This is a genomic window from Massilia atriviolacea, from assembly GCF_003953935.1.
In the GTDB taxonomy this organism is placed as follows: domain Bacteria; phylum Pseudomonadota; class Gammaproteobacteria; order Burkholderiales; family Burkholderiaceae_D; genus Telluria_A; species Telluria_A atriviolacea.
The window spans coordinates 100329-118876 of the sequence record NZ_RXLQ01000014.1 but is presented as its reverse complement, the minus strand read 5'-3'; the positions used below and the strand labels follow the sequence as shown (position 1 = coordinate 118876).

Here is an 18548-nt window from a genome sequence, read left to right as displayed (position 1 = left end):
GGAGAGGCGGGGAACGCTTTAGCGCACCGCTTTGGTTTTTCGATTGACAATCGCGGCCTTGCCCGCGATATCGCCGCTTGCGATGCGCAACGACGCGGTGTACTGGCCGCTCGATTTGGTCACGAAGCCCTGGACCGTGAGGATGTACACCTTGTTCGCCTTGGCCAGGAAGGATAACTGCTCGGTTCCGCTGTAATCATTGTCGGCGACGGCGATCTTCTTGCCGTCTTCGAGCAGCGCGAGCCCGATGTCGCTGCTCGAGTTCGCGACGACCTGGATCGGACCCGCGGCAGGGCTGCTGAACCTGATGTAGCGGTTCGCTCCAAGCCGGTTGACGTTGTCCACGTCGGCCAGGAAGGTCAGGGTCTGGCTAGCGCCGTCCACCGTCATCTGCCGGAACACCGGCAGGTTCGCCGCATTGCTGCCGTTGTTGGTCTCGCCGGTCCCGAACGCATCCTGAATCGGGTCGATGCGCGAAGTCGAGGTCAGGCTGTCGATTGCCGCAAGGGTGGAGGCCGAGGTGCCGGGGACCGCTTTGAGGGCATTGGTGAACGAAAAAATGGACGTCACAGCCGAAGTACTCTTCTGCCCGCCCGTCATGATGTCGTAGATGGGTCCCAGTCCGAGCGCCACCTTGTCGAACGACTCATTGGCCGGGTCGAACAGGTCGTACAGCACGGATTGCACCGACGCTTCGGAGAACCAGCCCGGCGTCGGATCGTCGGCGTCGTTGGTTTCCATGTCGATGACGAGCGTCGTCCTGGCCTGGCCGACGCCTCCGGTATCCTTGTAATTGGCGTCGGGAAAAAGGATCATCGCGCTCAGCGCATTTCCCCACCCTTCGCCAAAGGCAAGCCGTGGATCGACGATGTCGCCGGAGCCGTGACTGCCACCGATGCTGTCCGAGCGGCCCAGCTTGTCTTCAAAGTAATGGCCCCATTCATGCACCATGACGTGGGCATCGTATTCGTCGGTATCCACATCCGCCTTGCCGAGGATGTAGATGCCGCCCGAACGGCTGTTGTAGTGGGACGTGTCGATCTGGCCCAAGGCGCTATCGCCGGGTTCCGGGCGGTTGTTGACGCTCCAGTTAATTGGCAGCAAAGGAAAATTCACCTGGGGCCGCACCGCCATGAAGGCGCGTGCCGTCCCGTACAGCGTGTCGAGGCTGGCAAACGGTGCGGCGGCGCGCGCGCCCGTGTAGGACGACCCTCCCCAGCCGCTGCCTGCGTTCAGGTCCTTGACGGTGAGCGCTGCGGTGGTGGTAATTGCAGCGGACTCCAGCGTGTACAAGGCGTTGCCGTTGGTGTTGTCCTGAACCCGCAAGGGCGGATTGGCCGTCTCGGCGAACGCCCGGACCCTGACCCGCGTGACCAGGTCGGGAACCGGCAAGCTGTAGCTGCCGTCTTCCCCCGAGACGGTGGCCGCGAGCTCCCTGTTCGTGCCGCCCTCCTTGCTGTATTCGACCAGCACCACCCGCACGTTGCGAATGGGCTTTTGCACAACCGCTCTGTAGTCGAGCCCGTCTTCCAGCGTCGACGGTACCCGGTCATAGGTCAGCTTTCCGTACAACACCTTACCCTTGGTGTCGGCGTTGGCGTCGCTCACCGCCAAACCCAGAACGCCGAACAGACAGAGTGCCCCCGCGCCAACGAGCCGGGCCAGTCGGCTCGTCTCACGATGGCAAAGGCCGTTTCCAGATGTGCCCCGAACGCGCATGAAGATGTCTCCTGTTGGTCAATCGCCAAAAAACCATGGCAACCCTGTTCCCATGGTCACGTTTCGTCGCGCGGGGCCCCTACCGCCCAGCGGTGGATCTGCCTGTTAAAAATATCATATTGTTGATAATTGTTTACATGTTTTTGGCGCTTCTTAAGCAAATTACGCTGACGTCGTTGACTTATTCGTTGGCTAAAAACCACAAGCGGCGAAGGATTCGCGCTCGCCTGGGTGACCGGCGATCGGCGTCCACCCGATGCGCTGGCCAGTTCCAGGGTCTTGCCTGGCTACGCCGCCAGCGCCTGTGCGTAGGATGCCTCGTTGGCGCAGGCGCCCGCGCGGATGCGCAGCCGGGGCGATGCGCACACCGCCACCGCTTGCTCCTCACCGAGCAAGGTCAGCATCGCCGGCACATCCATGCCGTTGATCGCGGCCTGGAAGCGCCGGATCAGCTCGCGGGAGAGTTTTTCTTCCGGCCGCGCTTGCGCCCCGGCCTGCCGCAGCCGCCGCCGCGCCCGTGCCAGGTGCTGGCGCGCGTTCACGGCGCTTGTCCCCAGCGCGGCCGCGATATCGGCATGGCCGCATTCGAATACCTCGTGCAGGACCAGGGCCAGGCGTTCGGACGGCGACAGACGCCCGAGCAGGCAGGCCAGCGCCTCGCCCAGTTCGGCGCGCCGCAGCAAGCCCTCCTCGGGCGGCGCCGGCGCCACGGCGGGCGCCAGTTCCGTGGCGCCGTGCGCGGCGATCGCATCGCGCGCGCGTTTGCGCAGGCGGTCGATCGACTGGTGCTGCACCACCGTGGTCAGCCATGCCGCCGGGGTCGCCAGGGCCGCCTGTTCGGCGCCGTGCCACTTGAGAAAACAGTCCTGCACGATGTCCTCGGCTTCCGCCTCGCTGCCCACGATGCGGCAACTGATGGCTTTCAGGCGCGGCCGCAGACGTTCGAACAGGGCGCCGGCGGGGTCAGGCGTGTGCGGCATCGAAACTCTCCTTGCTTGTGCTGGTGCCACATGACGCCCGGCATTGCCCGCATGTGACAGGCCGGCGATGTATTTTTTTGCTGTCACGCGGCGCATGCCGCAGGCGTCAGGCAGGCGCAAGCCACTCCTGGATTGCACTCTACCGCAAAAGGATATTCATGACGTCGATTACGCCGATGGGACTGGGCCTGGTGCCCACCGTCATAGAACAAACGGGACGCGGCGAACGCGCCTTCGACATTTACTCGCGCCTGCTGAAGGAACGCGTGATCTTTCTGGTGGGCGAAGTGAGCGAGCAATCGGCCAACCTGATCGTGGCCCAGTTGCTGTTCCTGGAATCGGACAATCCCGACAAGGATATTTCGCTCTACATCAATTCGCCGGGCGGCTCGGTGTATGCCGGCATGGCGGTGTACGACACGATGCAGTTCATCAAACCGGACGTCTCGACCCTGTGCACGGGCTTCGCCGCCAGCATGGGCTCCTTCCTGCTGGCGGCCGGCGCGATCGGCAAGCGCTACGCGCTGCCGAACGCCCGCATCATGATGCACCAGCCGCATGGCGGCTCGCAAGGCGTGGCCGCCGACATCGACATCCAGGCGCGCGAAGTGCTGTACCTGCGCCACCGGCTCAACGCCATCTACGCCGAGCGCACCGGGCAGACGCTGGCGCGGATCGAAAAGGACTCGGACCGCGACAATTACATGTCGGCCGACCAGGGCGCCGCATATGGGCTGATCGACCGGGTGCTGGCAAGGCGCGAAGACCAGCAAACAGGCTGAGCACCGATCCTCGCGCCTAAGCGGCGCTGCGCTGGTAAAACCCTTCCAGCTCGCTGCTGACCAGCGCCTGTCCATGCTCGATCACATAATCCTGGAAGGCCGCCGCCACCTTGGGAATCGGCTGGCCGGCCAGGTGCATCACCTGCCAGTCGGCGTCGACCGGGTTGCCCTTGAGCGGCAGCATGCGCAGCAGGCCCGATTTGAATTCGAGCGCGCATGCGTGCACCGACAGGAAGCCCACGCCCAGGCCGGCCGACACCATGCGCTTGATCGCCTCGTTGGACGACACCTCGGAACCGAAATTGAGCGCGTGCCCGCCCTCCTTGAACAGGCGCTCGACGGCGGTGCGCGTGCCCGAGCCGCGCTCGCGCACCAGCAGGCTGGCCCCCACCACGTCGGCCAGGGTCAGCTTGCGCTTGCTCATCAGCGGATGATCGGCGCTGGCCACGAAGCCCATCGGATGGCGCGCGAAACGCGCCGCGTTGGTGCGCAGTTCGCGCGGCGGCGTGCCCATGATGGCCACGTCGATCTCCTGGCGCGCCAGCATGTTGACGATTTCGACCCGGTTGCCCACCTGGAGCTTGAGGCGCACGTCGGGCCGCTCCAGCGTGAACGGCACCAGCAGCGGCGGCAGCAGATGCTCGGCCGTCGTCACCGCGCCGATGCGCAGGGTGCCGCTGGTGACGCCGTGCAGCGCCGCCAGCTCGTCGCCGGCGTGCTCCCACAGGCGCAGGATGCGCTCGGCGAAGTCCACCATCACCTCGCCGGCCGCCGTCAGCTGGATGCCGCGCCCGTCCTTGCGCGTCAGGGCGACGCCGGTGATGCTTTCCAGCGTGCGCAGTTGCAGCGACACCGCCGGCTGCGTCACATGCAGGGCCTCCGCCGCCTTCGACACGCTCTCGTGGCGGGCCACCAGGACCAGGGACTGGAGCTGGCGAAAGCTGGCGTGATACATAAGCGATTCCCTATCGATTGATAAACATGGGCGAGAAAACCTTTACCGCCCCGCCATGATAGACCAGTTGGCGCTAGCGGCGTCAGAACGCGTAATTGACCGTCACCGCCAGCATGGGCGCCGTCTTGCGCTTGGCGATCGGGCTGTCGGCGGCGTCGCCCAGCAGGCTGACCACGCCGGCCGTGCTGTTGACCGACCAGTGCTTGTTCAACTTGTGATTCCAGTTCACGCCCACGTTCACGCGCGAGATGCCGGCCTTGGTGTCGTAGCGCTTGTAGCCGGAGGCCAGGCTCTGGGCGGCGGTCACGCCGTAGAACGCCTGCATGTTCTTCTTGTCGCTGTAGGTGGCCGAGACGAACATGCCGACCTGGTTCGCTTCGCCCTTGAGCAAGGGCGCCTGGGCCCCGAATTCATAGCTGTTGCCGCGTTCGCGGTTGGACAAGGCCACCATCGCACGCATGCCGACGCCGATGCCGCCGTCGAATTCGTAACCGACGCCGAACACGCCGAGCGCCGAAGCCTTGATTTCGCCCATGCCCTTGAGCGCATCCGAACCTTTATACAGCCCGTGATCGCGGTCGCTGCGGCTGGGCGCCACGCCCAGTGCGGCGCTGAACGCCACCGGACCGACCTTGTTCTTGTACCCGATGCCGTTCACCGTGCTGGCGAAAAAGCCGCTGGCGTGCTGGTAATCGAGCACGATCACCGGCAGCGCGCGCACTTCGTCGCTGCCCAGGTATTCGGGAACGACGGCGGCGCCCAGGCCGACGGTCATGGTCGATTTGCCGGCCGGGGCATCGGCGACCAGCGCTTCGGCGTGAACGGCTGGCGCGATGGCGCTGATCAGGAGAATGGCGGCTGCGGATAAACGTGGCATGTGATGGTCCTTGAAAGTGAATGGAAGCGGCGTTTGCTGGGAAAGTTGAAACGACGGGCCGGAGTGTCGCAACGTTTCAGAAACAGCACCATCGAATCCTCCCGCGTACCGTGAACCGGTCTGAAACGTAGCGCCAAAAGAGACTTTCGGCCACGCCAGGCGATACCGGCGCCGCCGACGCTGATGCATATATATAAGTTGAACCTTATGAATATGGACGAATCTCTGATTTTTCTTTTGTGTCGCGACCATCTATATTGACACCTGGTCAACGCCCTTTCACATCGCGACACCTACAGGAGGAGACACCATGGACACCATCGTCATCGTCGGCGGCGGCGCCGGAGGACTGGAGCTGGCCACCCGGCTCGGCAACAGCGCAGGCAAGGCCGGACGCGCGCGCGTCGTGCTGGTCGACCGCTGGCCCACCCATTTCTGGAAACCCTTGCTGCATACGGTCGCCTCGGGCAAGCACGATCCGCAGGTGATGGCCATCGACTACGCCGCCCAGGCGGCCGAACATGGCTTCGAATTCGCACGCGGCGAAGTGCTGGGCGTGGACCGCGACGCCAGGCGCATTTCGCTGGCGCCGTGGATCGCCGACGACGGCGCCGAAGTGCTGCCGGCGCGCTCGCTCGGCTACGACAAGCTGGTACTGGCCCTGGGATCGGTGACCAACTACTTCGGCGTGCCCGGCGCCGAGCGGCACGTGCTCACGCTCGACGACGTGGCGCAGGCCGAGACGTTCCGCCAGCGCTTCGTGGCCGGCTGCATCCAGGCCAGCGCGCGCCAGGCGGCCGGCGCGCAAGACCCCGGCATCGACATCGTCATCGTCGGCGGCGGCGCCACCGGAGTCGAACTGGCGGCCGAATTGAGCCACAGCGCGCGCACCCTGGCCAAGTACAATGTGCACGCGCTCGACCCGGTGCGGCACGTCCGCATCCGCATCCTGGAGCGCGGCTCGCTGCTGCTGCCGCATCTGCATCCGCGCCTGTCCAAGCGCGCCGCGCGCCACCTGCGCGCGCTCGGCATCAAGGTCCTGACCGACACCGCCGTGGCTCGGGTCGACGCCGGCGCCGTGGTCGATACCGAAGGCTGCACCTATCCATCGGCGATCACCCTGTGGGCGGCCGGCGTGGAAGCGCCGCCGCTGTGCGCCACGCTGGGCTTGAGCACCAACCGCCTGCGCCAGATTGCGGTGGCGCCATCGCTGCAGGCGCTGGAAGATCCGGACGTGTATGCCATCGGCGACTGCGCCAATTTTGTCTGCCCGATCCTCGGCAAGGTGCCGCCGCGCGCGCAGGCGGCGCACCAGCAGGCGCTGTACCTGGCGCAGGCGCTGGGCCAGGTCTCGCCGCCGGCCGCGCCGTTCGCCTACCGCGACTACGGTTCGCTGGTCTCGCTCGGGCCCCTGGCGGCGGTGGGCGTGCTGACCCGCTCCTCCGGCCAGAAATACGCGGTCGGCGGCGCCGTGGCGCGGCTGCTGTATGCCCTCTTGTACCGCAAGCACCAGATGGCGCTGCACGGCGTGCTGCGCATGTCGGCGCAGACGGTGGCGGACTGGATACGCGACAAGCTGATGCCCTCGGTCAGGCTGCACTGAGCGCGCACCCCGGCCGCGTGCGTTTCCATCCACAGTGCCGCCACTTTTTTTGCCGTCTCCAGCTCGGCATAGCGTTGTCATGGTAGCATCGTTTCAGACGATAATTGCGGAGGCGATGATGACACACAGGTGGATCGGACCGGCGGCGGCGCTGCTGGCGGCGGCGCTCATGTCCGGATGCGACACGATGACTGCGGACCAGTGCCGCTCGGCCAACTGGAGCGACATCGGCATGCGCGACGGCCTGGCGGGAAAGCCCATGTCGACGCTGGACGAGCATGCCAAATCCTGCGCCAAGGCCGGCACACGGGTCGACTCCGCCTCCTACGTCGCCGGCCGCGAGCACGGCCTGCGCAGCTTTTGCCGGCTGGAGAACGCCGCGCCGCTCGGCCTGAACGGCGGCGCCTACGCCGGCGTCTGTCCGGCGCCGCTCGACTTCGAATTCCGCCGCCGCCACCAGGCCGGCTATGCCGTCTACACCCTGCGCAGCCAGATCGGCAGCATGGACAGCCGCAGCGAACGCCTGCAGCGCCGCCTGCGCGACGCCGACAAGGACGAATCGAAGCAGCTCGCCGCTACCGACAAGGACGACGAACGCAAACGCATCCGCAGGGAGTTCGACGAGCGCCGGCGCGACGTGCGCAAGGAGCTGCGCGATATCGACCGCGACATGCAAGGCACGCGCGACGCCTTGCGTTCGGCCGAATACACGCTCGATTCGATCCGCTGACGGCTGCCGGCGCGGGGCAGTCCTGCGCCGTGTCACCCTGCGCGGGTCGCCCTGCGCGGGCCGCCCTGCGCGGGCCGCTGCATTTCGCGCCGTCCCGCTGCATTTCGCGCCGTTTTCCGGCATGTCGTCGCATGCCTCCCCGTGCGGGAGGGCTTGTCGTTAAAGTCACGCCATCGCAACGACAACCCTACCGGAGAACACCATGCGCCGCCTGCTCGCCACCGCCTTCTGCGCCTGCACCGTCCTGAGCTCTTCCCTGGCCGGCGCCGCCGACCTCACCATCCGCATCGACGACGTGCGCAGCGCCGACGGCACCGTGCAAGTGGCGGTGTACGACTCGGCCGGCACCTTCCTTAAAAAAGCGGCCGGCGCGGCCGGCGAAAAAGCCGTCGAGGGCAGCACCACCGTCACCGTCAGGGACCTGGCGGCCGGCGACTATGCCTACGCCATCTTCCACGATGCAAACGGCAATGGCAAAATGGACGCCAACATGATGGGCATCCCGACCGAGGATTTCGCCTTCAGTAACAACGCCCTCGGTAAAATGGGCCCGCCCAGATTCGACGACGCCCGATTCACCCTGCCCGCGGCCGGCCTGAACGCCACCGTCAGCCTGAAGCACTAAGCCGGAGACCACGATGCAACGCCGCACCTTCCTCACCTGCGCCGCCAGCCTGACCGCCCTCGGCCTTGTTCCCGGCAGCGCCCTGGCCGATGCCGCCACCTACCGGCGCTTCCACGCGGCGCTCGAGCGCGACCCGACGCTGGCGGTGTACGCCGACACCGTGGGCCAGCAGTCCGGCGCCGCCGTTGTGACGGGCCGCATGCCGGCGGACCTGAACGGCGTCTTTTTCCGCAACGGGCCGGGACGCTTCGAACTGGGAGGCGAACGCCATCACCACTGGTTCGACGGCGACGGCTTCGCGCAGCGCTGGCAGATCGGCGGCGGCAAGGTCGGCCACATCGGCAAGTTCGTCGAGACCGAGCGCTTTGGCGAAGAAACGGCGGCCGGCCGCTTTCTGTATCCCTCCTTCGGCACCTTTGTCGACCGGCGCGGCGTCAGGACCAACGACACCATGAACGCCGCCAACACCAACCTGCTGCCCTTCAACGGCCGCGTGTACGCGCTGTGGGAAGGCGGCTCGGCCACCGAAGTCGACCCGCACACGCTCGCCACGGTCGGCATCAAGACCTGGAACGAGGACATGAAGTCGATGCCGTTTTCGGCCCATCCCAAGATCGATCCGGATAGCGGCATGTGGAACTTCGGCGCCCTCCCCGGCGGCGACCGGCTGGCCCTGTACCGCATCGGCGCCGACGGCCAGGTGCTGAAAACCGCCATGATCAAGGTGCCGCAACTGGCGATGGTGCACGACTTCGCGGTCAGCGCCAGGCACCTGATCTTCCTGATTCCCCCGTACGACATGGTGCGCGCCGACGACAGGAGCTTCGCCGACCAACATCGCTGGGCCGGCAGCGGCGCCGGCGCCCGTCCCCTGCGCGTGGTGGTGGTCTCCAAGGCGACGCTGGACGTGCGCCAGGTGTTCGAACTGCCGCCGCACATGGTCTTCCACTTCGGGAACGCCTTCGACGACGGCGCCACCACCCGCTTCGACGTGGTGCTGCACGAGGGCGACGCGCTGCACCAGGTCGGGCGCGTGATGAGCGGCGAGCGCGAAAAGAACCTGCCCGCGCGCGGCTTCGCGGCCCAGGTCACGCTCGATTACGCCACGGGCCGCGCCACGACCGCGCGCCTGTTCGGCGCCAGCGAATTCCCGCGCGTGATGCCACAGGTCGTGTCGCGCCGCCACCGCCAGCTGGCGCTATTGAGCAGCTCTTCGCGCAACGCCGAGATTGTGCTCGACACCGTCAACCTGGTCGGCACCGACACGGGCAAGGCCGACAGCTACCGCTTCGACGCCGGCTGGCAGGTGGAAGAACACGTGCTGGTCCCGCGCGCCAACGCCCGCTCCGAGACCGACGGCTACCTGGTCGGCGTGGCGCAGGACACCAGGCGCGGGCAGACCGTATTGAGCGTGTTCGATGCCGCCCGCGTCAAGGCTGGCCCGGTCGCGCTGGCGCGCCTGCCCTACCGCGCGCCGCACTGCTTCCACGGTAATTTTCTGGCGGCTTGATGGACGCGATCGAACGCCCCGCGCACACCTCGTCGCACCCGCTCGACGCAATTGCCCTGTTCCGGCGCTGGCCCTGTTCGCCGTGGCGGGACGTGCTTTATACCGGCATCTGGAACACCATGATCGCCCTGTTCCTGACGGCCGCGAACATGCTGTTCAGCGGCGAGCGCAGCGGCTTCTTCCACTTTTTCGGCCCGACGCTGGTGATCTCGAACGTGGTCGGCTACCTGATTCACGCCGTCTTGAGCGGCGCCGACCGCCTGCTGCGCGGCTGGCCCTCGCGCCTGACCGGCGTGCCGCGCGTGCTGTATTTTCTCATCACGGTCGGCCTGTGCGTCATCGCCGGAATCGTCATCGGCACCGGCATGCTCAGGGGCGTCAATCCGCTGCGCTACCTGACTGGCGGCGCGAACCTGGCGCCGCTGCTGCCCTTCGCCCTGTTCGCGGCGGCGATCATGGTCGTCGTGCTGGTCGGCGGCGAGCGCCGTATCGCCAGCGAGACGCTGGCCGCGCGCCAGGGAGAACAGATCGCCAGCGCCGCCCGGTTGCTGGCGGAAGCGCGCCTGCGCGCGCTGCAGGCCCAGATCGAACCTCACTTTTTGTACAATACCCTGGCCAACGTGGTCGGCCTGATCGACACCGATCCGGCCAAGGCGCGTCACATGCTGGAGCGCTTCATCGACTACCTGCGCGCCAGCCTGGCCGCCAGCCGCGCCGACCAGGCCACGCTGGGAGCGGAGCTCGACCTGGTGGCGGCCTACCTCGACGTGCTGGCGGTGCGCATGGGCGCGCGCCTGTCGTACCGGATCGAGGCCGACGGTTGCCGCGACATCCCGATGCCGCCCATGCTCTTGCAACCGGTGGTCGAAAACGCCGTCGCGCACGGGCTCGAACCGAAGGTCGACGGCGGCCGGATCGACATCCGCGCCAGCTGCCGCGATGGCTGCTTGTGCATCGAAGTGAGCGACACCGGCGCGGGGCTCGGCCATGCGCCGTCCAAGCCGGGCGGCGGGGTCGGCCTGTCCAACCTGCGCTCGCGCCTGCGCAGTGTGTACGGTCCTGGCGCTCAGGTACAATTGCTCGAACATGAACCGTGCGGGATCACCGCGCGCCTGCTGCTGCCACTGAAAGAAACGCTGCCATCGACCATCCACGCGCCCTGATCGCGGACGACGAACCGCACCTGCTCGACTACCTGCAAACGCAGCTGGCGGCGGCCTGGCCGCAGCTGCGCATCGTCGGCAAGGCCGGCAACGGCATCGAAGCGCTGCGCCTGATCGACGAACTGGCGCCCGACGTGGTGTTCCTCGACATCCAGATGCCCGGCCTGACTGGGCTCGACCTGGCGCAGCGCTTAACCAGCGACGGCAAGGCACCGCACATCGTTTTCGTGAGCGCCTATCACGAGTACGCGGTCGACGCCTTCGAACACGCGGCGCTCGACTACCTGCTCAAGCCGGCCACGGTGGAGCGCCTGGCCAAGACCGTCGCCAAGCTCAAACTGGCACTGCGCGCCCCGGCGCCTGCGGTCGAAGCCGATGCGCTGCGCGCGCTGTTGCGGCAACTGGCGGTGCCGGTGGCCGCCGTGCCGGCGCCGGCGGCTGCACCCCTGCAATGGATCCGCGCCGCGCATGGCGACGAAACGCGCCTGATCGCCATCGACGAAGTGATCTACTTCCAGAGCAACGACAAATACACCAGTGTATTCTTGCAGGAAGGCGAATGCCTGATCCGCACGCCGCTGAGCAAACTGCGCGAACAGCTCGACGAAGCGCGCTTCTGGCAGATTCACCGCAGCGTGATCGTGGCCGCCAAATCAGTGGCCGGCACGCACACCGACTTCCGCGGGCGCCTCGTGGTCAAGCTCAAGGAGCGGCGCGAGCAGCTCACCGTCAGCCGCAACTACGCCGAGCAGTTCAAGCAGATGTAGGCCACGCTGCTCTCGCTCGCCGACCGACGAGCCCGTGTCCACTTCGGTGCCAGGTCTGACATTCGGACACGGCCTCGTCCATTGTCCACATCACTCTGTCCACTTCGGTGCCAGGTCTGACATTCGGACACGGCCTCGTCCATTGTCCACATCACTCCGTCCTCGTACAGTACAGCTCGTGTCCGAATGTCAGACCTGGCACCGAAGTGGACATCGAAGTGCACAGGCAACTTACCGTCAGCGCAACGACGCCGAGCAGTTCAAGCAAATGTATGCCACGCTGCTCACGCTGTGTGAGAGACGAGGCCGTGTCCACTCCGGTGTCAGGTCTGACATTCGGACACGGCCTCTTCCATCATCCACAACATTCCGTCCGCGCACAGCCCAGTTCGTGTCCGAATGTCAGACCTGGCACCGAAGTAGACACTTCCATCATTCACAACATTCCGTCCACGCACAGCACAGTTCGTGTCCGAATGTCAGACCTGGCACCGAAGTGGACAGAATGTCAGACCTGGCACCGAAGGGGACAGGCACCGAAGTGGACATCGGCGGGGATGCCTAAATGTGTCGCTCGGCGAAAACCTCGCGCGCCGCAAACAGCCCATTGAGCGCCGCAGGAAAACCGGCGTACAAAGCCATCTGCATCATCACCTCGATCACTTCCTCGCGCGTGCAGCCGACATTCAGGGCGCCGTGGATGTGCACCCGCAGTTGCGGCGCCGCCGTCCCCAGCGCGCACAAGGCGGCCATGGTGGCGATCTCGCGCGAGCGCAGGTCGAGGCCCGGACGCGAATAAATGTCGCCAAAGCCGAATTCAATCAGCAGCCGCCCAAAATCGGGCGCGATGCCGGCCAGGCTGGCGATCACCCGTTCGCCCTGCTCGCCATCGATTTCCCGCAGCTTGTCCCAGCCGCGCGTGTAACGGTCGTTTTCCATCGTGTGCTCCTCGCCTTGAAGTGGTTGATGACGCCACTGTGAGGCAGCCCGCCGCGACGGTCCAATACCGTTTGTGTGATACCTTTTCGGTATCGGCCGGCGCGACATCGCCACGGACGCCGCCATTGGCCCGGCGCGCACTCAGCGGATCCGCCACCACGCCCGGTTCCGGCGCGGCGTTAAAAACCCAAATAGGCGTTGACGGTCGCCAGCATGCCGGTCAAGCGGTCGAGCAGCGGGTTATGCGCTGCCGAGACGATCCTGACGCTGCCCGTCATCGTGCGTCCAGGCGTACTCCGTTGCGGCTCGATGCTGACGTCGACCGCGTAAAACGCACCGTGCAAACGCTCGCCTGCGGGCGTCTGCACCGCCGGCAGCGGGCCGTGCGAAAGCGATGTCAGCGCCCGTTCGGCGGCCACGCTGCTGGCCGCAACGCCAACCGCGCGCACCCTGCCGCGCATGACCGTGAGCGGATCGCCATCAGGGAAGAAGCGCACCGGCGCGCCGCTTTGCACGCGCCGGTAGTCGGCCTCGCGCACGTACGCAACCGCCTGCAGCGATGCGCCATCGGCCGGCAGCAGGGTCGCGATCTTTTCGTTCATGCGCAGCCAGCGCCCCGCGACGATGTGCGCCGGCAGGTCGCGCACGACGGCATTGCGGGTCGCACGCACCGTCAGGCGCGCGATCTCGGCCTGCACGCTGTCGCGTTCGACCATGCGCTCGGCCAGCGTTTGCTGCAGCACCTCCGACTGGTCGAAGGTGCCGCTGTTGGTGGCCGCCTTGTCCAGGCGCGCCTGCGCTTCGCGGATGCGCGCTTCCAGCGTCACCAGCCGGTTGGCCAGTTCGGGCGATGCCAGTTCGAGCACGACCTCGCCGGCCTTGACCTGCTGTCCGTTCCGCACGTGCAGCGCACGCACCTGCGCGCTGGCCGGCACGAACAGGTTCTGGCGCGCCGCCACCGTCAGGTAGGCCGGCGCCTCGACCCGCGCCGACCAGGGCAGCACGGCCAACAGCAGCAGGCCGGCCAGCCCCACTGCGTACCAGCGGCGCCGCCGGCGCGTGATTTCGGCGCGGCGCGGCCACATGGCCGCTATCTCGGTAGCCACCGGCTTGACGATGAACCAGCCGATTTCCACCGCCGCCAGCGGCACGCCGATCAGCGGCGGAAAACTGATGAACACAAAGTAGGCAATCCCCAGGAACAGCACCAGCCGGTACAGCGCCGTGCCGAAACCGAAGCCGGCCAGCGCCCACACTGGCAGCCCGGCATGCGGCGCGGGCGGCTCGGCCAGTCCGATCCGACGCCGCAGCACCGAGCGCGCGGCGCCGAACGCGGCTTCCTGCAAATTCGGATAATCGAGCAAATCCGACAGCAGATAGTAGCCGTCGAAGCGCATGAAGGGATTGAGGTTGATCGCCAGCGACAGTACCCAGGCGGTACCGGCAATGATGAACATCGCGCTTTGCAGCGGCCCTTCGGGCAGCAGCAGCCAGCCCCAGGTCGCCAGCACGGCGAAAACCAGTTCGGTGGCAATGCCGGCCACGCTGACCTGCAGGCGCGCGCGCCAGTCGGACAGCTTCCAGATGTCGTTCACGTCGGTGTACAGCACGGGCCACAGCACCAGCAGCGCCACGCCGGTGCGCGTGACGCGCAAGCCCTGGCGCTTGGCCGCCACGCCGTGCCCCACTTCATGGGTCGACTTGAGCAGGGCCAGGGACAAGGCGATCCACAAGGCGCCTTCGATGCTGAAGGCGTAGCTGAAGGTGGCGAAAAACCGGTCCGGCTGCATCATCACCTGCCCCAGGCCGATCAGACCAAGCACTGCGATGACGATCCAGAAGCCGGGCCGGAACATGAATGCGAGGCGCGGGGCCAGCCAGCCGTAAAAGCGGTCGGGATTGGCCAGCGGGACGCGCAGGAACAGGTAGTTATGCAGCAGCCAGCTGCCCCAGCGCGTGGGCGGCGGCGCCAGCGTGGCCAGCGCCGCCGTGGCGGTGCGTTCGCGCCGCGCCAGCAGCTGGTGGCGGTGCAGGAACAGCAGCAGCGCCTCCAGGTTGGCCGCGTCGGGCGCCAGCGGCATGGCTTCCTGCAGGGCCGCCAGCGCGGCGGCACTGCTGCCCAGATGCCAGTGCGCCAGCATCTGGAATTCGGCCTCGCCGATCTGGAAGAAGCGGTTGCGCAGCGGGTCGTACAGGCGCCACGACGGTGTGCCGAGGGGCGACGGGCCGGCGGGGAAGATATCGATGTCGTCGCGCAGCGGCGGCAGGAATTCGGGCAGCGCCATTTCAGAAGCCGACCAGCCGGCGCAGGGCCGCCAGCGGCCGGCGCAGCATGTGGTAAGCCAGCGGCGCGCGTTCGCCGTATAGGCGCACCGTGCCCTTCATCCCGAGCTGGGGCGGCTGCGCCGCAAACCGGCCGCGCAGGCGATAGGCGCTGCCGCCTTCGGGCGCGGTCTCGGTCTCGTAGCTACTCTCGTCCAGGGTGGCCGGCACCGACGACAGTGGCGCCGTGTGCAGCGACAGGCTCATTTGCGCACCCGGCGCCAGCGCGATCGCTTCGGCCGGCGGCAGCCAGGCCTGCAGCGCCACGCGGAACGGATCGGCCAGGGTCATGATATGTTCGCCGGTGACGACCGGCTTGCCGACCAGGTCGAGCGGGTCGGAGAACACCACCACGCCGTCATGCGGCGCCTTGACCGTCAGGCGCTGGACCAGTTCGCCCAGGTAGGCCAGTTCGGCCTGTTTTTCCTCGATGCGCGCCGACAGCGCGGCCACGTCGGCGCGCGAGCCCTCGTCGCTGAAGCCCTTCTGGCTCGAACGCAGCCAGTCGGCGCGGGCGATGTCGAGCGACTTTGCGGCCACCGCGAGGCGGTTGCGCACGCCGGTGTCGTCCAGCGCGAACAGCGGCTGGCCGGCCTTGACCGCCTGGTTCGGGCGCACCAGCACCTCGCGGATCGGCGCGTCGGCCGGCGCGGCCAGCACCAGCGGCGCCAGCGCCACCACTTCGCCGCCGACCACCACCGACAGGCGCAAGGGCAGCAACAGCAGCAGCGACAAGGCCAGCACGCCGAGGCGCATGCGGCGGCTGCGCCAGCGCTTGCGCAGGCGCGCGCGCAGGTTGCGGTGTTCGCGCTGCCAGCCCCACAGGGCGTGTCCGTGGAAGATCGCCGCCTCCTGCAGCAGCGCCACTTCGTGCGCGTCGAACGGCGTGGCGCGCGCCAGGCACATGACACCCGGCCACGGCTCGCCCGGCGATGGCAGCGGAAGCCACAGCAGGTGCGCCGGCAGCCATTCGGCCCACTGGCTAGCCAGCCGCTCCGGAAAGTCGGCGGCGCTTAGCATCGCCGGCTGCGTTCGCGCTTCCGGTATCCGTTCGATGCGGTGCGCGGCCAGGGCGTTCATCCACAGGACGAACGGGCTGTCCGTTTCGATTTTGGCCAGGCCGGAGGCATGCGTGATCCTGCCGCCGCCGACGTCGGCCGGGCGCCACAGCAGCGCCAGGTGGTAAGGCAGCAGCTGGAAGGTCTGGTTGACGATCGCATACGCGGCCAGGTCTTCACTGCGGGCCTGGCTGACGTCGCGCGCCAGCGACAGCAGGCCGGCCAGCAGGTCGGCGCGCGCGTCCACGCTAGCGTTCATTGAATTGGGCCGTGCCGCTCATGCCGGCGATCAGTTCCGGGTGCTTGCCTTCGACCGCGCCGGTCAGTTCGACCGTGCGGCTGGCCGGGTCCACCCGGCCGTTAATCACGCGCACGCGCGCCGGGTAGCTTTTGCCGGTTTCGTCGACCATGATGGTGAACGCGGCGCCCTGCCCCAGCCAGCTAAGCCAGCGCGAAGGCACGTGCAGCTGGAAGCGGAAGGCGCTGTTGTCGATCAGGTCGAGCAGCGGCTGGCCGGCGGCCACGGTTTCGTGGGCGCGCGCGCGCAGGCGCACCAGGCGTCCGCCGAAGGGCGCGCTGATGCTGCAGTAACCCATCTGCGCCTTGACCACGTTGACCTGCGCCTGCGCCTTGTCGACCGCGCTGGCGGCCAGCCGCACATCGAGTTCGCTGGCGGAGCGGTAGCTTTTGAGTTCCTGCTTGCTGGCGTTGGTCTCGCGCGCCGAAGCCAGCTCCGACTCGCTCATCTTCAGGCGCGCGGCCTGCTCGGCGCAGTCGAAGCGCACCAGGATCTCGCCTTTGCGAATGCGGCTGCCCAGCGCCGCCGGCAGGGCCACGATGCGCGCCGCGATCTGGCTGGAGATGACCGCTTCGTTTTCGGGCACCAGCAGCACCCGGATCGGATCGCCCGCCTTGGGCGCCGCCGCTGCGGGTGCGGGCGCCTTGGTCTGGGCCAGGGCCAGCAGCGGAATCAACATCATGGCGCATGCCACAAGCATGCGCATCATGGCCGGGCGCTCTCCGGGGAGCGCAGTATCTGGTCGACGTTCCAGCGTTGCAGGCTGCGGTCCAGGCCCGCCGAAAAATCGGCCAGGCTGGACGCCTGCGCCGGAATCGCCAGGTCCACCCCCATCGAATTGAGCATGCGCGCGTGCGCGGCCTGCATCGCCGCCTGCGAATTGGCGCGCTGCAGGCTCGATAGCACGGCCCTGGCCTGGGCGCGGATCGCTTCGAGCTCGTTTTCGGCCGAACTCTTGACGGCGTTGCTCATCTGGGTGTTGATGCGCTGGTCGATGCCGTCGAGCCGGCGCGCCAGCTCGAATTCTTCGATGGACTGGCGATAGCGCTCGGCGGCGATGCGCACTTGCGCCATGACGGCCATGGTCAGGGCGGCGCGGCGGGTATCGTCGACCTTGACCTGGGCTTCGTGCTGGCGGCGCGCGGCCGGCAGCGAGAACGCCTTGAACAGGTTGAACGAGACGCGCAGGCCCGATTCGTACCAGCTGTTGTGGTACAGGTATTTGTTGGAGTCGTACTGGAAACCGGTATCGAACGACAGGCCGGGCAGGATGCTGAGCATGGTCTTGCGCATCTCCAGTGCGCTGTTGCGCAGGCGGTAGTCTTCTTCGCGCAGTTCGGCGCGATTGAGCAGCGCGTAGTCTTCCATGCGCGGCAGCGCGGCCATGTCCAGCATCGGCGGCATGGCCGGCTCGGCGCCGTTGTCCTTGAGGCGGAAGGCCACGCCGGGGCGCAGGTTCATCAGCGCCGCCAGTTCGATGCGCGCGCTTTCCAGTTCGTTGCGGCGGCTGCGCAGCTGCTGCACGATGTCGAGCAGGCCACGCTGATAGATCAACGCCTGCAGCGGCGGCATCAGGCGCTTCTCCTCGATCTTCTTCGAATCGGCCAGCGCCGTTTCGGCCACCGCTTGCAGGCGGTCGATTTCCGCCGTCCAGCGCTGCGCCGCCATGGCGCGCCAGTAGGCCGTGTAGACTTCCTGCGTGATGTTCTGCAGCGTCTTGCGGCGCCGTTCCTCGGCGATCAGCGCCTGGTTGGCGCTTTGCTGCGCGCGCACGTAGCTCAGGCCGAAATCGAGCGCGTTCCAGGAGAAGGTCAACTGGTCGGTGTTGCGGTTGCGTTCCTGCGCCACCGAGACGTCGGTCTGGATCACGCCGGTGCGCAGGTTCATCGCCGTGCCGCCAGGGTCGTTGTTGCGGGTGGTGTAGCCGGCGGCCGCGGTCAGGCGCGGCAGCATGTCGTAGAACCCCAGGTCGAGCTGACTTTTCAGCAGCGCGTTTTCCATCAGCTTGACGCGGTTCTCCAGGTTGTACTGGTAGGCGCGCGCCAGCACATCGGAAAAACCGAGCTCGCCGCCGACCGGCTCCTGGTCGCGGAACATGGCTTGCTGGTCGCCGCTCACGCGCGCCTGTCGTTCGGCCTCGGTGGAGACGACCGGGGCGACCGTGCATCCGGTCAGCATGGCGGCGGCGAGAGCGAGCGGCATCAGTTTGGTCAGCATGGA

General features: G+C 67.1%; 16 protein-coding genes. 7 read left to right on the top strand and 9 right to left on the bottom strand.

Translation table 11 applies throughout. The annotated features are described in order from the left end of the window. Positions 1 to 18: 18 nt before the first annotated feature. Together EJB06_RS23645 and EJB06_RS23640 are read right to left on the bottom strand one after the other, a co-directional pair. Complete coding sequence (locus EJB06_RS23645; protein WP_126076482.1) at positions 19 to 1608, bottom strand: hypothetical protein; 1590 nt, start codon at positions 1606 to 1608, stop codon at positions 19 to 21. Positions 1609 to 2006: 398 nt separating this feature from the next. Beyond that, positions 2007 to 2699 carry a sigma-70 family RNA polymerase sigma factor gene (locus tag EJB06_RS23640; RefSeq protein ID WP_164558018.1) on the bottom strand — a complete coding sequence of 231 codons (693 nt, stop codon included), beginning with the start codon at positions 2697 to 2699 and terminating at the stop codon, positions 2007 to 2009. Between the two features lie 158 nt (positions 2700 to 2857). Between EJB06_RS23640 and clpP the strand changes: the two genes are divergently transcribed. Beyond that, entirely contained in the window at positions 2858 to 3481 is a 624-nt protein-coding gene (gene clpP, locus EJB06_RS23635) for an ATP-dependent Clp endopeptidase proteolytic subunit ClpP (protein WP_126076480.1), read from the top strand. 16 nt (positions 3482 to 3497) lie between these two features. Here clpP and EJB06_RS23630 read toward each other — a convergent pair whose 3' ends face one another. Together EJB06_RS23630 and EJB06_RS23625 are read right to left on the bottom strand one after the other, a co-directional pair. After that, positions 3498 to 4436: a LysR family transcriptional regulator gene (locus EJB06_RS23630; RefSeq protein ID WP_126076479.1), complete on the bottom strand. Its 939-nt coding sequence runs from the start codon at positions 4434 to 4436 to the stop codon at positions 3498 to 3500. Between the two features lie 82 nt (positions 4437 to 4518). Then, entirely contained in the window at positions 4519 to 5313 is a 795-nt protein-coding gene (locus tag EJB06_RS23625) for a MipA/OmpV family protein (RefSeq protein ID WP_164558017.1), read from the bottom strand. A gap of 310 nt (positions 5314 to 5623) precedes the next feature. On the opposite strand from EJB06_RS23625, the gene EJB06_RS23620 reads away from it, so the two are divergent. The 6 genes from EJB06_RS23620 (at position 5624) to EJB06_RS23595 (ending at position 11711) form a co-directional block, all read left to right on the top strand. Continuing rightward, a complete protein-coding gene (locus EJB06_RS23620) occupies positions 5624 to 6916 on the top strand; it encodes an NAD(P)/FAD-dependent oxidoreductase (RefSeq protein WP_126076477.1) in 1293 nt (430 codons plus the stop codon). 115 nt (positions 6917 to 7031) lie between these two features. Next, positions 7032 to 7646 carry a DUF2799 domain-containing protein gene (locus EJB06_RS23615; RefSeq protein ID WP_164558016.1) on the top strand — a complete coding sequence of 205 codons (615 nt, stop codon included), beginning with the start codon at positions 7032 to 7034 and terminating at the stop codon, positions 7644 to 7646. A 202-nt stretch (positions 7647 to 7848) separates the two neighbouring features. Continuing rightward, complete coding sequence (locus tag EJB06_RS23610) at positions 7849 to 8271, top strand: DUF2141 domain-containing protein (protein ID WP_126076475.1); 423 nt, start codon at positions 7849 to 7851, stop codon at positions 8269 to 8271. Between the two features lie 13 nt (positions 8272 to 8284). Further along, positions 8285 to 9781 (top strand): carotenoid oxygenase family protein, encoded by a 1497-nt coding sequence (locus EJB06_RS23605; protein ID WP_126076474.1) that lies wholly within the window; start codon positions 8285 to 8287, stop codon positions 9779 to 9781. Then, a complete protein-coding gene (locus EJB06_RS23600; protein ID WP_126076473.1) occupies positions 9781 to 10944 on the top strand; it encodes a sensor histidine kinase in 1164 nt (387 codons plus the stop codon). The genes EJB06_RS23605 and EJB06_RS23600 overlap by 1 nt, the downstream gene beginning before the upstream one ends. Positions 10945 to 10964: 20 nt before the next feature. Then, on the top strand, positions 10965 to 11711 hold the full coding sequence (locus EJB06_RS23595) for a LytR/AlgR family response regulator transcription factor (RefSeq protein ID WP_229427248.1): 747 nt from the start codon (positions 10965 to 10967) through the stop codon (positions 11709 to 11711). 561 nt (positions 11712 to 12272) lie between these two features. Here EJB06_RS23595 and EJB06_RS23590 read toward each other — a convergent pair. From EJB06_RS23590 to EJB06_RS23570, 5 genes are all read right to left on the bottom strand, one after another. After that, positions 12273 to 12650, bottom strand: coding sequence for a carboxymuconolactone decarboxylase family protein (locus EJB06_RS23590; protein WP_126076472.1), 378 nt, complete (start codon positions 12648 to 12650; stop codon positions 12273 to 12275). Positions 12651 to 12829: 179 nt separating this feature from the next. Continuing rightward, positions 12830 to 14935, bottom strand: a complete 2106-nt coding sequence (locus tag EJB06_RS23585) for a site-2 protease family protein (protein ID WP_126076471.1) — start codon at positions 14933 to 14935, stop codon at positions 12830 to 12832. A gap of 1 nt (position 14936) precedes the next feature. After that, on the bottom strand, positions 14937 to 16289 hold the full coding sequence (locus EJB06_RS23580; protein WP_126076470.1) for an HlyD family efflux transporter periplasmic adaptor subunit: 1353 nt from the start codon (positions 16287 to 16289) through the stop codon (positions 14937 to 14939). Continuing rightward, complete coding sequence (locus EJB06_RS23575) at positions 16279 to 17037, bottom strand: efflux RND transporter periplasmic adaptor subunit (RefSeq protein ID WP_126076469.1); 759 nt, start codon at positions 17035 to 17037, stop codon at positions 16279 to 16281. Before EJB06_RS23575 ends, EJB06_RS23580 begins: the two co-directional genes overlap by 11 nt. Further along, entirely contained in the window at positions 17034 to 18545 is a 1512-nt protein-coding gene (locus EJB06_RS23570; RefSeq protein WP_164558015.1) for a TolC family protein, read from the bottom strand. Before EJB06_RS23570 ends, EJB06_RS23575 begins: the two co-directional genes overlap by 4 nt. Positions 18546 to 18548: the final 3 nt, after the last annotated feature.

Excerpts from the sequence above, each read along its gene's own strand:
- EJB06_RS23630 (WP_126076479.1), bottom strand. The coding sequence starts at position 4,436 with ATGTATCACGCCAGCTTTCGCCAGCTCCAGTCCCTGGTCCTGGTGGCC.
- EJB06_RS23570 (WP_164558015.1), bottom strand. The coding sequence starts at position 18,545 with ATGCTGACCAAACTGATGCCGCTCGCTCTCGCCGCCGCCATGCTGACC.
- EJB06_RS23640 (WP_164558018.1), bottom strand. The coding sequence starts at position 2,699 with ATGCCGCACACGCCTGACCCCGCCGGCGCCCTGTTCGAACGTCTGCGG.
- EJB06_RS23610 (WP_126076475.1), top strand. The coding sequence starts at position 7,849 with ATGCGCCGCCTGCTCGCCACCGCCTTCTGCGCCTGCACCGTCCTGAGC.
- EJB06_RS23585 (WP_126076471.1), bottom strand. The coding sequence starts at position 14,935 with ATGGCGCTGCCCGAATTCCTGCCGCCGCTGCGCGACGACATCGATATC.
- EJB06_RS23620 (WP_126076477.1), top strand. The coding sequence starts at position 5,624 with ATGGACACCATCGTCATCGTCGGCGGCGGCGCCGGAGGACTGGAGCTG.
- EJB06_RS23615 (WP_164558016.1), top strand. The coding sequence starts at position 7,032 with ATGATGACACACAGGTGGATCGGACCGGCGGCGGCGCTGCTGGCGGCG.
- EJB06_RS23575 (WP_126076469.1), bottom strand. The coding sequence starts at position 17,037 with ATGATGCGCATGCTTGTGGCATGCGCCATGATGTTGATTCCGCTGCTG.
- EJB06_RS23600 (WP_126076473.1), top strand. The coding sequence starts at position 9,781 with ATGGACGCGATCGAACGCCCCGCGCACACCTCGTCGCACCCGCTCGAC.
- EJB06_RS23580 (WP_126076470.1), bottom strand. The coding sequence starts at position 16,289 with ATGAACGCTAGCGTGGACGCGCGCGCCGACCTGCTGGCCGGCCTGCTG.
- EJB06_RS23590 (WP_126076472.1), bottom strand. The coding sequence starts at position 12,650 with ATGGAAAACGACCGTTACACGCGCGGCTGGGACAAGCTGCGGGAAATC.
- clpP (WP_126076480.1), top strand. The coding sequence starts at position 2,858 with ATGACGTCGATTACGCCGATGGGACTGGGCCTGGTGCCCACCGTCATA.
- EJB06_RS23605 (WP_126076474.1), top strand. The coding sequence starts at position 8,285 with ATGCAACGCCGCACCTTCCTCACCTGCGCCGCCAGCCTGACCGCCCTC.
- EJB06_RS23625 (WP_164558017.1), bottom strand. The coding sequence starts at position 5,313 with ATGCCACGTTTATCCGCAGCCGCCATTCTCCTGATCAGCGCCATCGCG.